This window comes from Chitiniphilus shinanonensis DSM 23277 (assembly GCF_000374805.1).
Lineage (GTDB): Bacteria > Pseudomonadota > Gammaproteobacteria > Burkholderiales > Chitinibacteraceae > Chitiniphilus > Chitiniphilus shinanonensis.
The window spans coordinates 79,064-94,635 of the sequence record NZ_KB895337.1 but is presented as its reverse complement, the minus strand read 5'-3'; the positions used below and the strand labels follow the sequence as shown (position 1 = coordinate 94,635).

Genomic DNA, 15,572 nt, shown 5'->3' with positions numbered 1-15,572 from the left:
GCCATGCCCAGCACATGACAGGCCCGGCAAAACCGGCGCGGGACTCCTAATCTGCATTGCCCGTCACAAGGCATGACAAGGAGAACCCGAGCATGCGCCATTCCCCGAGTGCCGCCTTCGCCCTGGTCCTGATCGCCGCCAGCGCGTCCGCGCCGGCCCAGGACACCGCCATCGGCATCGACCTGAGCACGCTCGGGGTCGGCGGCGAACTCACCCACCGCCTGACCGACCAGTTCAACCTGCGCCTGAACCTGAATGGCCTGCAACTGAACCGCAGCGATACGCTGGACAACGTCGACTACGACGCCGACATCCGCCTGTTCACCGCCGGGGTCATCGGCGACTGGATCATCCCCGACACGCGCTTTCGGCTATCCGCCGGCGTGTTCTACAACGGCAACAAGGCCGACCTGACCAGCAAGGCCAACGACGGCACCTACCGCATCAATGGCGTCACCTACGACGCCGACGATATCGGCAACCTGACCGGCCGCGTGGATTTCAACCGCTTCTCACCCTACCTCGGCATCGGCTGGGGCAACCCGGTGGCCGGCGACGACGCGCTCACCTTCACCTTCGACCTCGGCGTGCTCTACCAGGGCGCCGCCAAGTTGCGGCTGGACGCCAACTGCGATCCCGACCTGCCGGCCGCCGCGTGCCAGGCATTGCAAAGCGACATCGAAGCCGAACGCGCCCGCGCCGAGGACGACATCAAGGACTACCGCTTCTGGCCGGTGATCAAGGTAGGGCTGAATTATCGATTCTGAGTACGAGGCACGCTTTTTCAGCCTCATCCCACTCGGCGGACAGCCCGACTCCCGTATAATCCCTTGAATTTTCACCAATTCAAGGACGACCCATGCGCCCCTCGCATCGCCAGCCCGCGCAATTGCGCCCGGTTCGCATCACCCGTCGCTACACCCGCCACGCCGAAGGCAGCGTGCTGGTGGAATTCGGCGACACCAAGGTGATCTGCACCGCCAGCGTCGAAGAGACGGTGCCGCCGTTCCTCAAGGGCAAGGGCCAGGGGTGGGTCACCGCCGAGTACGGCATGCTGCCGCGCTCCACCAACAGCCGGATGCGGCGCGAGTCGGCGCAAGGCAAGCAATCGGGGCGCACCCAGGAAATCCAGCGCCTGATCGGCCGCAGCCTGCGCGCCGTGGTCGATCTCGCCGCGCTGGGCGAGCGCCAGATCGTGATCGATTGCGACGTGATCCAGGCCGACGGCGGCACCCGCACCGCCAGCATCACCGGCGCCTTCGTCGCGCTGGTCGACGCCGTCAACGGCCTGATCGCCGCCGGCAAGCTCGGCGCCAGCCCGATCCGCGACCATGTCGCCGCGGTGTCGGTCGGCGTGTTCCGCGGCGAGCCGGTGCTCGACCTGGACTACCCCGAGGATTCGGACTGCGACACCGACATGAACGTGGTGATGACCGGCGCCGGCCGTTTCGTCGAGATCCAGGGCACCGCCGAGGGCGAAGCCTTCAGCCGCGACGAGATGAACGCCCTGCTCGACCTGGCCGAAGCCGGCATCGCGCAGTTGATCTCCCTGCAAAAACAGGCCCTGGCCACCTAAGCGCGGCTGACAAAACCCTTCCGGCCCAGTCGCGCACCAGGCCGGAAGCGCCGTACCGGATTCGAACAACCGCGCAGATTTCCACCCGCCGCCCCCGAGGGCGGCCACGACGACCGCACATGACTTCCGCTTTACCCGCCCGCCGTTATTGCATTGCCCCGATGTTGGACTGGACCGACCGCTTCTACCGCCGGTTCGCCCGCACCCTCACCCGCCACGCCTGGCTGTACACCGAGATGGTCAACACCGGCGCGCTGCTGCACGGCGACAAGATGCGCCACCTGCGCTTCGACGAGATCGAGAACCCGTTGGCGCTGCAACTGGGCGGCTCCGAGCCCGCCGACCTGGCGCGCTGCGCGCGCTTCGCCCAGGACTGGGGCTACGACGAGGTCAACCTCAACGTCGGCTGTCCCAGCGAGCGGGTGCAGTCCGGCTCGTTCGGCGCCTGCCTGATGCTGGAACCGGCGCTGGTCACCGATTGCGTCAAGGCCATGCGCGATGCGGTCAGCATTGACGTCACGGTCAAGCACCGCATCGGCATCGACAAGGTGGAAAGCTACGACTTCGTGCGCGACTTCGTCGGCCAGGTGGCCGACGCCGGCTGCGCCACCTTCATCGTCCATGCGCGCAACGCCATCCTCAAGGGCCTGAGCCCCAAGGAAAACCGCGAGATCCCGCCGCTGAAATACGACTACGTCTACCGGCTGAAGCAGGATTTCCCCGCGCTGGAGATCATCGTCAACGGCGGCATCGCCGACCACGACGCCGGTCTGGCCCATTTGGCGCGGGTCGACGGCGTGATGGTCGGGCGCGAGGCCTACCAGAACCCCTATTCGCTGGCCGTGGTGGATGCGCGGTACTACGGCGACGACCGTCCGGCACCGACGCGCGAGGCGGCGATGCGCGCCCTGCGCGGCTTCGTCGAGGCCGAACTGGCCGCCGGCACGCCGTTGCGCTTCATCTCCCGCCACGTGCTGGGCCTGTTCCAGGGGCAGCACGGTGCGCGCAATTGGCGCAGAATGCTTTCCGATTCCAAACTGCTGAAAGACGCGGACTGGACGCTGGTCGAGCAAGCGCTGGCCGCGGTCCGCCCCAACGAACTGGAGACCGCCGAGTGAAACGCGCATTGCTCACCCTGTTGTGCTGTCTGGCCGCCGGCCCCGCCCTGGCCGACCAGGTGACCCTGCTCGCCACCATGGGCAACAAGGCGGTGGTCACCGTCAACGGCGCGCGCAAGACCCTGGCGGTCGGCCAGCAGGTCGGCGCCGTCAAGCTGGTGCGACTCGACGGCGACGGCGCGGTGTTCGAGGTGGACGGCAAGCAGCGTCGGCTGGCGTTGGGCGAAGGCTACGTCGGCGGCGGCGGGCGCGACGAGGTCGGCGGCAGCGTGATCCTCTCGCCGGACGCGCGCGGGCATTTCTTCACCTCGCTCACCATCAACGGCCGCACCGTCAGCGGCGTGGTCGATACCGGCGCCACCCACCTGTCGATGAACACCGCACAGGCCAAGGAGCTGGGCATCGACTACAGCAAGGGCCAGACCGCCATGGCGCAGACCGCCAACGGCAGCGTCAAGGCGTGGCTACTATGGCTGCCGCAGCTCAAGGTGGGCACCATCACCGTCTACGACGTGCCGGTCGGCGTGCGCGAAGGCACCGAGGAAGCGCCGATCCTGATCGGCACCAGCCTGCTCAACCGCTTCCAGATGAAGCGCGAGCAGGATGCGATGATCCTGACCAAGAAACTGTATTGATTGCCTTTGGGAAGGGGGAAGAGGGAAGGGAGAAGGGGAACGGCAAAGTCAAAAGCTGCTGCGGCTAGCACTTCGGCTTGGCTTTTACCCTTCCCCCTTCCCTCTTCTCCCTTCCCGGCCATTCCCCTTCCCTGCTGTGGAACCCCCGCAATGACCCGCAAGATCGTTCTCGCCAGCAACAACGCCGGCAAGCTCCGTGAATTCTCCAAACTGTTCGAAACGCTGGACATCCAGATCGTGCCGCAGGGCGAGCTGGGCGTGGGCGAGGCGGACGAGCCGCACGACACCTTCGTCGAAAACGCGCTGGCCAAGGCGCGCCATGCCGCGGCCGCCACCGGGCTGCCGGCGCTGGCCGACGATTCCGGCATCTGCGTCGCCGCGCTGGGCGGCGCGCCGGGCGTGTATTCGGCGCGCTATGCCGGCGAACCCAAATCCGACGCGCGCAACAACGAAAAACTGCTGGCCGAGCTGGCCGGGCACACCGACCGCCGCGCCTGGTACTACGCCGCGCTGGTGCTGGTGCGCCGCGTGGACGACCCGCAGCCGGTGATCGCCGACGGCGTCTGCCTGGGCGAGGTGCTGCACGCGCCGCAGGGCAGTGGCGGCTTCGGCTACGACCCGCTGTTCTGGTTGCCCGAATTCGGCCGTACCGTGGCCGAGATCAGCGCCGACGAGAAGGCGCGCATCTCGCATCGCGGCCGCGCGCTGCGCGCCCTGGTCGCCAAGCTGGAGGAAACCGGACTGTGAACGACGAAAAGCGCTACGCCGTGTGGTGCCGCGACGACCAGTCGGTGGTGTCGTGCGTGGAAAAAGTGAAGGTGATGAACGAGAACCTGGACGAGATCGTCCAGGCGATGCAGGACGCGTTCGAGGACGGCATCCTGATGGAAGTCTCCGAAGCGCAGATGAAGACCGTGCTGCACCAGCTGGTCGACCGGCTCCACAACCCGTACTCCCGCTGATGTCCGCCATCCAGTTCCACGGCGGCGGCCTCACCGCGCTGCCGCCGCTCTCGCTCTACATCCACATCCCCTGGTGCGTGAAGAAGTGCCCGTACTGCGACTTCAACTCGCACGCGCAAAAGGGCGGCCTGCCCGAGGCGCAGTACGTCGACGCCCTGCTGCGCGACCTGGAATCCTGTCTGCCGCTGGTGTGGGGCCGTCCGGTGACCAGCATCTTCATCGGCGGCGGCACCCCCAGCCTGTTCTCGGCCCAGGCCATCGACACCCTGCTCGCCGGCATCCGCGCGCGGGTGCGCCTGCTGCCCGACGCCGAGATCACCCTGGAAGCCAACCCCGGCACCTTCGAGGCCGACAAGTTCGCCGGCTACCGCGCCGCCGGGATCAACCGGCTCTCCATCGGCATCCAGAGCCTGGACGACGCCAAACTCAAGGCGCTGGGCCGCATCCACGGCCGCGACGAAGCGCTGCGCTCGGTCGAGATCGCCCACCGCCACTTCGACAACTTCAACCTGGACCTGATGTACGCGCTGCCGTCGCAGACACTGGACGAAGCACTGGCCGACCTGGACGCCGCCATCGCGCTGGCCCCGACCCACCTGTCGGCCTACCACCTGACGCTGGAACCCAACACCCTGTTCCACCGCTACCCGCCGCCACTGCCCGACGACGACCTCGCCGCCGACATGCAGGAAGCCATCGAGGCCCGGCTGGCCGCCGCCGGTTTCGAGCACTACGAAACCAGCGCCTTTGCCCGACCGGGCCGGCGCGCGCGCCACAACCTGAACTACTGGACCTTCGGCGACTACCTGGGCATCGGCGCCGGCGCCCACGCCAAGATCAGCTTCCCCGACCGCATCACCCGCCAGGCACGCTACAAGCAGCCGACCGACTACCTGGCCCGCATGGCCGCCGGCAACGCCGCCGAACTGGACCAGACGGTGCCGCGCGAGCAATTGCCGTTCGAATTCATGCTCAACGCCCTGCGCCTGACCGAAGGATTCCCGCTGGCGCTGTTCACCGAGCGCACCGGCCTGCCGCTGACCCGCCTGCTGCCCGAGATCGACCGCGCCTGCGCCGAGGACCTGCTGGAACGCACGCTCGACCACGTCCGCCCCACACTGCGCGGGCGGCGTTTCCTCAACGCGTTGCTGGAACGTTTTCTGCCGTGAGATTGCCGCGCCGCATCATCGTGGCTTAATCTGGGCCCCGCAGTACTCCACCGGGATCCTCCCGGACCACCAGGCACCCCCATGTCGGCCCTCCATATCCTCTACGTCGAAGACAACGCCATGCTGCGGGCGACCATCGCCGAATACCTGGCCGACCTGGGCCATGTGCCGGTGGCGGTGGCCAGCGCCGAGGACGCGCTGGCCGAGCTGCAACGCCAGCGCTTCGACGTGCTGCTCAGCGACGTCAGCCTGCCGGGCCTCTCCGGCATCGAGCTGGTGCGCGACGCCGCGCGCCAGCAACCTGGGCTGGTGCTGGTGCTGGCGTCGGGCCACGACCTGTCGGCCGAGGCCGATCTGGTCGGCGTGCCGGTGCAACTGCTGCCCAAGCCCTTCGACATCGATGCCCTCGAAGCCGTGCTCGAACGCGCTTCCAACCGCTGATCCCGCTTTTCCCGCCGTCCGTTCCGCCTCTACCCGCCCTGGGTGAAGCACGTAGGAATACACCTACAAACCGTAAGAATGCACCGATAGTGGCGCGGCGGCGGAGTCGCCATCATCCGCAGATTGCGACGGCGTCGTCGCGCGTTGCCCGGTGCGCGGATGAAACGAAAGGTGCTGGTGGTCGAGGACAACCCCGACATGCTCGATTGCGTGGCTGAAGAGTTGCAATACCTCGGCCACGAGGTGCTGCGCGCCGGCGGCGTCGACGACGCCTTGCGCCACCTGGCGACCGAGCCCGTCATCGACCTGCTGCTGTCCGACCTGCAACTGCGCGCCGAACTCGACGGCGCGCAGCTGGCGCGGCTGGCCAGAACCATGCAGCCCCGGCTCGACGTGGTGATCATGACCGGCTTCGACGCCTCGCAACTGGCGGATGACGGGCTGGAACGGCTCACCGTGCTGCGCAAGCCGTACTCGCTGGAAGAACTGAACCGCGCCGTCGGCACCCCGCCGCGCACCGGCACGGCCCTGGACGCCGCGCCAGGACCGTGAACCCACCCCGAGACCAAGACGGAATCCACCCGCCCCTGCCCGCCATGACCCACAAGCCGATCGACGACCTGGATGCGGATGTCTTCCGCAAGATGCTTTCGCGTAATGTCCTGCTGCCGCTGGGGGTGGCGCTCGCCAGCGCCGCCGTGTTCGTGGCGCTGCTGTTCTACCTGGTGTCGGTGATGCGCACCGTGGACCAGTCCAACCGGGTGATCGGCAAATCGCACGAGATGACCAAGCTGCTGATCGATGCCGAGACCGGCATGCGCGGCTTCCTGCTCACCGGGCAGCGCAACTTCCTGGAGCCGTACCAGACCGCCAGCACCCGCATCCCGTTCGAGCTGACCGCGCTGAAGGAGCGCGTGGTCGACAACCCCGAGCACCTCAAGCGCATCGCCAGCGTCAGCGCGCTCTACAGCCGCTGGCGCGGTTTCGTCGACCAGGCCATCGTGCTCAAGGACAACAGCGGCAACGTGATCGAGCTGATCTCCAGCGAGCGCGGCAAGCAGCTGATGGATGCCATGCGCGCCGAGATGGCGGCGGTGATCTCCACCGAAGAGGCGCTGCGCAGCGAGCGCAGCCGTGCCGCCAACGAAACCATCACCGTGCTGGTATCGCTCACCGTGGCGCTGATGCTGCTGACCGGCGGCGGCCTGGCCTACAACGGTCGCCGCCAGTTGCTGAGCCTGTCCGAGACCTACAGCGGCGCGCTGGCGCGGCAGCAACGGCAGACCGAGCAACTGGGCCGCCAGGCCTGGATCAAGACCGGCCAGACCGAACTGGCGATGCGCCTGCTGGGCCAGCAGTCGGTGGAAAAGCTGTGCGGCAACGCGCTCGCCTTCCTGGCCGAGTACCTGGGCGCGCGGGTCGGCGCGCTGTATATCGGCGAGGACGACCAGCTCTACCGCCGCCAGGCCGGCTACGCGCTGGATGCGGAGGTCGCGGCGCGCCGTGACACGCTGCGTCCCGGCGAGGGACTGACCGGGCAGGCGGTGGCCGAGCGCCGGGTGATCCGGCTGGACGACCTGCCCGCCGGCTACCTGCCGGTGACCTCGGCGCTGGGCGCCACCCCGCCGCGCCACTTGCTGATCGTACCCATCGTGCACGAGGAAGGCGCCATCGGCGTGGCCGAATTCGGCTTCCTGGCATCGCCCGACGACGACACCCTGGAGTTCTCGCGGCTGGCGATGGAAACCCTGGGCGCGGCGATCCGCGCGGCGCAGTACCGCGAGCGGCTGCGCCTGACGCTGGAGGAAACCCAGCAGCTGAACGAAGAGTTGCAGACCCAGCAGGAGGAACTGAAGACCGCCAACGAAGAGCTGGAAGAACAATCGCGCGCCCTGCGCGAAACCCAGGCGCGGCTGGAGAACCAGCAGGCCGAGCTGGAGCGCAGCAACGAGCAGCTGGAGGAACAATCGCTGCGCCTGCAACAGCAGAAGGACTTCCTCAACGAGCGCAACAGCGCGCTCAACGAAGCCCATCGGCTGCTGGAGGATCGCGCCCGCGAGCTGCAACGCGCCAGCCAGTACAAGAGCGAATTCCTCGCCAACATGTCGCACGAGCTGCGCACCCCGCTCAACAGCGCGCTGATCTTCGCCAAGCTGCTGGGCGACAACCCGGCCGGCAACCTGACCGACGAACAGGTGCGCTTCGCCAACATGATCCACGCCGCCGGCAGCGACCTGCTCAACCTGATCAACGACATCCTCGACCTGTCCAAGGTGGAGGCCGGCATGCTCGACATCTACGCCGAGCCGGTGCCGCTCAAGCGCGTCTGCCAGAGCATGCAGACGCTGTTCGACAACACGGCGGCCGACAAGGGCGTGGCCTTCGCCTGCGAACTCGACCCCACCCTGCCGGCCACGGTGGAGACCGACACCCGCCGCCTGGAACAGATCCTGAAGAACCTGCTGTCCAACGCCTTCAAGTTCACCCACGAAGGCCAGGTGCGGCTGCGCATCGCCTCGCACCCCGACGGCGTCGGCTTCGCCGTCGAGGACAGCGGCATCGGCATCGCGCCGGAGCAGCAGGACGTGATCTTCGAAGCGTTCCGCCAGGCCGACGGCACCACCAACCGCAAGTACGGCGGCACCGGCCTCGGGTTGTCGATCTCGCGCGACCTGGCGCGGCTGCTGGGCGGCCGGCTGGAAGTGGCCAGCGCCCCCGGCGTGGGCAGCACCTTCACCCTGGTGCTGCCGCTGGCCCTGCCGCAGCAAGGCGAGGCACCGCTCGCCGAGGCCAGCCCGGCCCCGCAGCCGGTGGCGCGTCCGCCGATGGCCGCGCCGGTGCCGGCGCCCGCCGTGGCCGAGGAAGCCCCCGCGCCCAGCAGCGTGCCGGACGATCGCGCCGCATTGCCGGCGCACGGCAGGGTGATGCTGGTGATCGAGGACGACGAACGCTTCGCCAGCATCCTCTACCAGCTGGCACACGAGCGGCAGTTCGCCTGCCTGATCGCCGGCACCGCCGCCGAAGGCGTGGCGCTGGCGCGGCAATACGTGCCGGACGCCATCCTGCTCGACCTGAAGCTGCCGGACCAATCGGGCATGGCGGTGCTGGAAAAGCTCAAGGAAGACGCGCGCACCCGCCACATCCCCACCCATATCGTCTCCAGCGTGGACCGCAGCGACGCCGCGCTCTACATGGGCGCGGTCGGCTACCTGCTCAAGCCGGCCGAACACGCGCAGTTGCAGGGCGTGTTCGAGCGGCTGGAGCGCAAGCTGGCGCAGAAGATCAAGCACGTGCTGCTGGTGGAGGACGACGCCATGCAACGCGAAAGCATCGCGCGCCTGATCGCCGACACGGATGTCGAGATCACCGGCGTCGCCAGCGCCGAGGAAGCGTTGCAGCAACTGCGCGACCGCGTGTTCGACTGCATGGTCATCGACCTGACCCTGCCCGACATGCACGGCGCCGAGCTGCTGGAACGGATGGCGGGCGACCACCTGTACTCGTTCCCGCCGGTGATCGTCTACACCGGGCGCACCCTGTCGCGCGACGAGGAAGCCGCGCTGCGCCGCTATTCGCACTCCATCATCATCAAGGGCGCGCGCTCGCCCGAGCGGCTGCTCGACGAAGTGACGCTGTTCCTGCACCAGGTGGAAACCGAACTGCCGCCGGAACGGCAGAAGATGCTGAAGGCCGCGCGCAACCGGGACCGCGCCTTCGAAGGCAGCACCATCCTGGTGGTGGACGACGACGTGCGCAACATCTTCGCCCTGACCAGCGCCCTGGAGATGAAGGGCGCCCAGGTGGCGGTGGCGCGCAACGGCCGCGAAGCGCTGAACCGGCTGGACGAGCGCGGCGACATCGACCTGGTGCTGATGGACATCATGATGCCGGAGATGGACGGCTACCAGGCCATGACCGAGATCCGCCGCCAGCCGCGCTTCAAGGATCTGCCCATCATCGCCGTCACCGCCAAGGCCATGAAGGACGACCAGGAGCGCTGCATCGAAGCCGGCGCCAACGACTACCTCGCCAAGCCCATCGACCTGGACGCGCTGGTATCGCTGGTGCGGGTGTGGATCTCCAAGCCGGGGCGCGCATGAACCCGCTGGCCCACTACCCCGACAGCGATTTCGACATCGAGCTGCGGCTGCTGATCGAAGGCATCTACCTCAAGTACAACTACGACTTCCGCAACTACTCGCCGGCCTCGCTGAAGCGGCGCGTGGCGCACGCGCTGGCGCAGCTGGAATGCAAAACCGTGTCGGCCCTGCAGGATCGCATTCTGCATTCGCCGCAGCACTTCCTCGACCTGTTGCAGTACCTCACCGTGCCGGTGAGCGAGATGTTCCGCGATCCGTCGTACTTCCTGGCGATCCGCGACAAGGTGGTGCCCATCCTTTCCACCTACCCGTCGCTGAAGATCTGGATCGCCGGTTGCAGCACCGGCGAAGAGGTCTACTCGCTGGCGATCCTGCTGCACGAGGAAGGGCTGCTGGAACGCACCCTGATCTACGCCACCGACATCAACCCGCACAGCCTGCAACGCGCCGAGGACGGCATCTTCCCCATCGAGCACCTCAAGCTGTTCACCGCCAACTACCTGGCCGCGGGCGGCAAGCGCGCGTTCTCCGACTACTACACCGCCGCCTACGGCTCGGCCATCTTCGACCGCGCGCTGCGGCGCCAGGTCACCTTCGCCGACCACAGCCTGGCCACCGACAGCGTGTTCTCCGAAACCCAGCTGGTGTCGTGCCGCAACGTGCTGATCTACTTCAACCGCGAATTGCAGGACCGCGCCTTCGGCCTGTTTCGCGAATCGCTGTGCCACCGCGGCTTTCTCGGCCTGGGCAGCAAAGAGACCGTGCAGTTCTCCAGCGTGGCCGAGCAGTTCGAGCCCTTTGCCCGCAACGAACGGATCTTCCGCAAGCGATGAACGCCATCCTCGACCCGCACCGCGTCCAGGCGCTGGTGATCGGCGGCTCCGCCGGCGGCATCGAAGCGCTGCTGCAACTGCTGCCCGCGTTGCCCGCCGACTGCCCCATCCCGGTGGTGGTGCTGGTGCACCTGCCGGACGGCCACTACAGCCTGCTGCCGGACGTGTTCGCCCCGCACGTGGCGCTGCCGGTGAAGGAAGCCGACGAAAAGGAAGCGCTCAGCCCCGGCACCCTCTACTTCGCCCCGCCCGGCTACCACCTGCTGATCGAGCGCAACCGCACCTTCTCGCTCAGCACCGAGCCGCCGGTGCATTACTCGCGCCCCGCCATCGACGTGCTGTTCGAAACCGCCGCCGACGCCTACGGCCCCACCCTGGCCGCACTGCTGCTCACCGGCGCCAACGAGGACGGCGCCGCCGGGCTGGCGCAGGTGACGCGCCACGGCGGCACCGTCCTGGTGCAGGACCCCGCCGAAGCCCGAATCCCCACCATGCCGCTGGCCGGCCTGCGCGCCACCGGCGGGCAGGCGATCGTCCTGCCACTGGCATCGCTGGCGCTGGCGCTACGCGCGCTGCGCCCGGAGGAACGATGATGGATGATGACAAGATCCGCCTGCTGCTGGTGGACGACCTGCCGGAAAACCTGGCCGCGCTGGAAGCGCTGATCGGTCGCGACGACCTGGAGCTGCACAAGGCCGATTCCGGCACCCAGGCGCTGGAGCTGCTGCTGACCAACGACTTCGCGCTGGCCATCCTCGACGTGCAGATGCCCGGCATGGATGGCTTCGAGCTCGCCGAATTCATGCGCGGCACCGAGCGCACCAAGCACATCCCCATCGTGTTCGTCAGCGCCTGCGGCCAGGAACTGAACTACGCCTTCAAGGGCTACGAGACCGGCGCGGTCGACTTCCTGCACAAACCGCTGGACGTGCACGCCGTGCGCAGCAAGGTGAACGTATTCGTCGACCTGTACCGGCAGAAGCGCACCCTGTCGCGCCAGCTGCGCGCCCTGCAGGAGGCGCAGCTGGAGCAGGAGATGCTGATGGCCGAATTGCAGAAGACCCAGGCCGAGCTGCAACTGGCGATCCGCAACCGCGACGACTTCCTCTCCGCCGCCGCGCACGAACTGAAAACCCCCCTCAACGTGCTCAAGCTGCACGCCCAGATGCGCGAGCGCCACCTCAAGCACGGCGACCTCAGCGCCTTCAGCGGCGACAAGTTCGCCAAGATGGTCGCCCGCGAAAGCCGGCTGGTGGAAACCCTGGTGCGGCAGATCGACGACATGCTCGACATCAGCCGCATCCGCACCGGCAAGCTGTACCTGCGGCCCAGCGAATTCGACCTGGGCGAAGTGGTGGAAGACATCGTCGGCCAGTTCGCCGAACAACTGGCCGCCACCGGCAACGAACTGCAACTGCACATCGCGCGCGGCATCGTCGGCCGCTGGGACCAGTTCCGCCTGGAGCAGGTGCTGGCCAACCTGATCACCAACGCCCTGCGCTACGCGCCCGGCAAGCCGCTGCGCGTGGACGTGACCCCCCAGCCCGACGGCGCCCGCATCGCCGTGCGCGACCAGGGCCCCGGCATCCCCGCCGAACACCAGCAGCGCATCTTCCAGCAATTCGAGCAGGCCAACGCCGGCGTCAGCGGCCTTGGCCTGGGCCTGTACATCAGCAAGCAGATCGTCGAAGCGCACGGCGGACAGATCCACGTACAGAGCACCCCGGGCCAGGGCGCCACCTTCTATGTCGAACTGCCGCTCGACTGCCCGGATGGGGATGGATGGGAAGCGGGCGGCGGCGCCGCCGGGGAAGGGGGAAGAGGGAAGGGAGAAGGGTAAAGGCGAAAACCACGCGGCCCGTGCCGGACCGCGCCCACCCCAGCCAGCGTGCCCCGGCTGTTGCTTTTCACCCTTCCCTCTTCCCCCTTCCCTCTTCCCAGCCGGCCAAGCCGGCCCCCCTGTAGGAACTCGCCGACCGCGCGTTCCGCCGGCCGCCGATGCCCGCCCCGCGCCGTCCCGCGCATGATGTTTTCCAAGATCACAAGCCCATCCAGGGCAAGCCGCCGATGCGGCGCCAAGGAGAAACATCATGCTGTACTGCACCTTCACCTTCGACGACGAACCCACCGCCGGCTATCTGTCCGCGTGGGGCGGGCACCATCGCAAGCGTGGCCACGTGGCCATCTACGATCAGCGCTCGGGTGACATCGTGGCCCGTTACGGCCTCGAAGAACGCAAGGACAACGACCGCGAGCTGGAGCTGATCCACCGCCGCGCCATCGCCCAGTTCCGCCGCGATCGCCGGGCCGCCACGCCCGAGCGCTACATCGACCTGGACTGGCAGGTGCACCCCTGGGCCGGCGACATCATCCATATCTGAGCGGATTTCCATCCCACAGGAGTTGCCGCCATGCCCTACCGTTCCGACCCGCTACCCGACCGCGTCAGCGACCACCTGCCCGAATCCGTGCGTCAGGCCTATCGCGACGCCTTCCTCAACGCCTGCGAACGCGGCAACCGCGACGAACAGCGCGCCCACCAGATCGCCTGGGCCGCGCTCAAGGAGCACTACCGCAGCTGTACACGGACGCCACACTGACAGCAAACAGACCGGGCCCACCCGGCGCCTCGCCGCCGCACGGCGGACCACGCCCCGACACCGGCCCCCGCCGGCGCGGTGCAAAACCAAGCGAAAGGAGTGAAACCATGACGATTTCCCAACCCTCCGGCCAAACCGCCCGCACCGCCGCCGAAGTGGGCGGCGCCCGCATCGTCGGCAGCAGCGAAGCCTTCGACCGCGCCGACGGCCCCGGCCCCTACCTGATGCTGGCCGACTCGCTGGAAGGCAACGACGTGGTCAACGCCGCCGGCGACGACCTGGGCGAGATCAAGGGCATCATGCTCGACGTGCAACGCGGCCGCATCGCCTACGCCGTGCTGTCGTTCGGCGGCTTCCTCGGCGTCGGCAACAAACTGTTCGCCATCCCCTGGCAGGCCCTGGTGCTGGACACCGACCGCAAGCGCTTCGTGCTCGACGTGAGCGAAGAACGCCTGAAAGCCGCCCCGGGCTTCGACAAGGACCACTGGCCGAGCATGGCCGACCTGCAATGGGCGTCCAGCGTGCATAGCTACTATCAGGCTGATCCTTATTGGCGGCATTGATGGTTTGACGCCGATGCCACGACAAAACCCCGCCGAGGCGGGGGTTTTGTCTTTTAACGGCTCTGTTCCCCCCGCGCCTGAGCTCCGTCGGTAAACTCTGGCCATAACCAAACCGGCCCAATTCAGCGTCTTCGGAGTCGCCCCATTGCCGACTTGTCCTGTGGCGATTCGATAACTGCGAACATGGCAGACCGATTGCCGGCTCGATTGGCCTCCAGCACTTTCCGCATTAGTTCGGCAGATTGCACGCCTGCGCCAATCCAACCCATCTGCGCCAGTTGCGTGAACTCAGTATTGTTCAGATAACGCGGACAGTTATGATAGCCGACCAACCGCCCATCACCTTCTCCTTCCGATTCCGGCAAGGTGAGGAAGTGGCTTAGATGGTCGGCCGATAGCGTGATTCCTGGGATCAGGTTTTCATTGCGCGCAGTGGGAGAATGTTCCTGGCAGAACTTGAAGAAAAATGGATCTTCATTAAGCCGATAGTTCCATAGGGTGGGAGCGGGCGCTTGCGTATCGGCTGCCGCATTCATGAAGACGCGCGTCTTCTTCAGCTGGTCATGCAGCCGGGACGATGGGGAAATCGGATAGGTCCATTTGCCTTTCGCATTCTTCGTCATCCGCTTGTACTGGAGCAGCAGGAAGCTTTGATAGCAGGTGTGATAGATGATCAGGTCGATCCCCAGCACGGTTTCGAGAGCGGTCTTGTCCACGATAGTGACGCGAACCTTATGCCCTTGTTGGTCATCGAAGTTGGCCCACTGCGAAGGCAGGTTCTTTTCGCCAAACAGCTGCTCGAATACTCTGCGGTCGTGCTCCAGCAAGCTGCGCTCCTGTATCAGCACATCATCGAGCAAACTCAGAATGGAAGTCGCGCTATCCACACGATCGACCTGCAAGGACTTCAGGGTCTTGGCGCGATCCTGCTTGCCAATGTCGAGCACCAAACCCAGGCCATCGCGCTGTTCATTCAGGCGATCGTACCGTTGATTGCCGCTGGGTAAGAGCCTTTGCTCCGTGCGTTTGGCAATGAGCAAATCAATGGCGGCTGCGTCACTTGGGCGGCATGCTTTCACCTGTGCGATCAGCTTGTGCCAGTCGGTAGCGTCAAGGCGTTGCATCCGTTCCGGCGTACTGAGCCGCGCCGCAAGGTCCACCACTTTCAGCTCATTGCTGCTTAGCGCTGGGTGAAATTCCAGCAGCGGCGTGTGCATGCGCATTTTGCGTTTCATCGAACCGCCGCTGCCGTGCATGGGTTCCATCAGAGCAAACCCGCCTATGGCCAAAGGCTCATGCTCAAGCACCAGAAACACCAACTCGCGGTGATCGAATCTCCAATCCACCGCTGAGAAGGATTCGGTCAATCGCATTTCGGAATGGAAGCGCTCGGCAATCCATGTGGTTCGTTCCGGTTCGAACGTCAGAACGAATCCCCCGTACTCGGCGGGTAATTGGGACGTCTTTTTCCTTGCCATAGCGATCCGCGACTGTCCTATTTCACAAGCTCGACTCCCGAGTATTCACCATCCTCGCGCGGTAGCCAATTTCGATAACAGCGGGGCTCTGTTGCAC

At 66.6% G+C, this 15,572-nt stretch carries 17 protein-coding genes; 16 read left to right on the top strand and 1 reads right to left on the bottom strand.

Features of this window, described 5'->3' with window-relative positions:
* Positions 1 to 92: 92 nt before the first annotated feature.
* From C556_RS0105385 to C556_RS0105310, 16 genes are all read left to right on the top strand, one after another.
* The gene (locus C556_RS0105385) at positions 93 to 767 is read left to right on the top strand and encodes a hypothetical protein (protein ID WP_018747210.1); all 675 of its coding nucleotides are present in this window, start codon (positions 93 to 95) and stop codon (positions 765 to 767) included.
* A 92-nt stretch (positions 768 to 859) separates the two neighbouring features.
* Complete coding sequence (rph, locus tag C556_RS0105380) at positions 860 to 1,576, top strand: ribonuclease PH (RefSeq protein ID WP_018747209.1); 717 nt, start codon at positions 860 to 862, stop codon at positions 1,574 to 1,576.
* 161 nt (positions 1,577 to 1,737) lie between these two features.
* Complete coding sequence (gene dusA / locus C556_RS0105375) at positions 1,738 to 2,694, top strand: tRNA dihydrouridine(20/20a) synthase DusA (RefSeq protein WP_018747208.1); 957 nt, start codon at positions 1,738 to 1,740, stop codon at positions 2,692 to 2,694.
* The gene (locus C556_RS0105370; RefSeq protein ID WP_018747207.1) at positions 2,691 to 3,329 is read left to right on the top strand and encodes a retropepsin-like aspartic protease family protein; all 639 of its coding nucleotides are present in this window, start codon (positions 2,691 to 2,693) and stop codon (positions 3,327 to 3,329) included. The genes dusA and C556_RS0105370 overlap by 4 nt, the downstream gene beginning before the upstream one ends.
* A gap of 150 nt (positions 3,330 to 3,479) precedes the next feature.
* A complete protein-coding gene (rdgB, locus tag C556_RS0105365) occupies positions 3,480 to 4,076 on the top strand; it encodes an RdgB/HAM1 family non-canonical purine NTP pyrophosphatase (RefSeq protein ID WP_018747206.1) in 597 nt (198 codons plus the stop codon).
* The gene (locus C556_RS0105360) at positions 4,073 to 4,291 is read left to right on the top strand and encodes a hypothetical protein (protein ID WP_018747205.1); all 219 of its coding nucleotides are present in this window, start codon (positions 4,073 to 4,075) and stop codon (positions 4,289 to 4,291) included. The genes rdgB and C556_RS0105360 overlap by 4 nt, the downstream gene beginning before the upstream one ends.
* Entirely contained in the window at positions 4,291 to 5,460 is a 1,170-nt protein-coding gene (gene hemW / locus C556_RS0105355; RefSeq protein WP_018747204.1) for a radical SAM family heme chaperone HemW, read from the top strand. The genes C556_RS0105360 and hemW overlap by 1 nt, the downstream gene beginning before the upstream one ends.
* A gap of 81 nt (positions 5,461 to 5,541) precedes the next feature.
* Entirely contained in the window at positions 5,542 to 5,901 is a 360-nt protein-coding gene (locus C556_RS19430) for a response regulator (RefSeq protein WP_018747203.1), read from the top strand.
* A gap of 159 nt (positions 5,902 to 6,060) precedes the next feature.
* Entirely contained in the window at positions 6,061 to 6,453 is a 393-nt protein-coding gene (locus C556_RS0105345; protein ID WP_083930396.1) for a response regulator, read from the top strand.
* Between the two features lie 44 nt (positions 6,454 to 6,497).
* Complete coding sequence (locus C556_RS0105340; protein WP_018747201.1) at positions 6,498 to 10,001, top strand: response regulator; 3,504 nt, start codon at positions 6,498 to 6,500, stop codon at positions 9,999 to 10,001.
* Positions 9,998 to 10,834, top strand: a complete 837-nt coding sequence (locus tag C556_RS0105335) for a CheR family methyltransferase (RefSeq protein ID WP_018747200.1) — start codon at positions 9,998 to 10,000, stop codon at positions 10,832 to 10,834. Before C556_RS0105340 ends, C556_RS0105335 begins: the two co-directional genes overlap by 4 nt.
* Positions 10,831 to 11,427 (top strand): chemotaxis protein CheB, encoded by a 597-nt coding sequence (locus tag C556_RS0105330; RefSeq protein WP_018747199.1) that lies wholly within the window; start codon positions 10,831 to 10,833, stop codon positions 11,425 to 11,427. Before C556_RS0105335 ends, C556_RS0105330 begins: the two co-directional genes overlap by 4 nt.
* Positions 11,424 to 12,674, top strand: coding sequence for a hybrid sensor histidine kinase/response regulator (locus C556_RS0105325; protein WP_157235885.1), 1,251 nt, complete (start codon positions 11,424 to 11,426; stop codon positions 12,672 to 12,674). Before C556_RS0105330 ends, C556_RS0105325 begins: the two co-directional genes overlap by 4 nt.
* Before the next feature lie 250 nt (positions 12,675 to 12,924).
* Positions 12,925 to 13,215, top strand: a complete 291-nt coding sequence (locus C556_RS0105320; RefSeq protein ID WP_018747197.1) for a hypothetical protein — start codon at positions 12,925 to 12,927, stop codon at positions 13,213 to 13,215.
* A gap of 30 nt (positions 13,216 to 13,245) precedes the next feature.
* Entirely contained in the window at positions 13,246 to 13,434 is a 189-nt protein-coding gene (locus C556_RS0105315; protein WP_018747196.1) for a ChaB family protein, read from the top strand.
* Between the two features lie 107 nt (positions 13,435 to 13,541).
* A complete protein-coding gene (locus C556_RS0105310; protein WP_018747195.1) occupies positions 13,542 to 13,997 on the top strand; it encodes a PRC-barrel domain-containing protein in 456 nt (151 codons plus the stop codon).
* Between the two features lie 122 nt (positions 13,998 to 14,119).
* Here C556_RS0105310 and C556_RS0105305 read toward each other — a convergent pair whose 3' ends face one another.
* Entirely contained in the window at positions 14,120 to 15,475 is a 1,356-nt protein-coding gene (locus C556_RS0105305; protein WP_018747194.1) for a hypothetical protein, read from the bottom strand.
* Between the last annotated feature and the right edge of the window lie 97 nt (positions 15,476 to 15,572).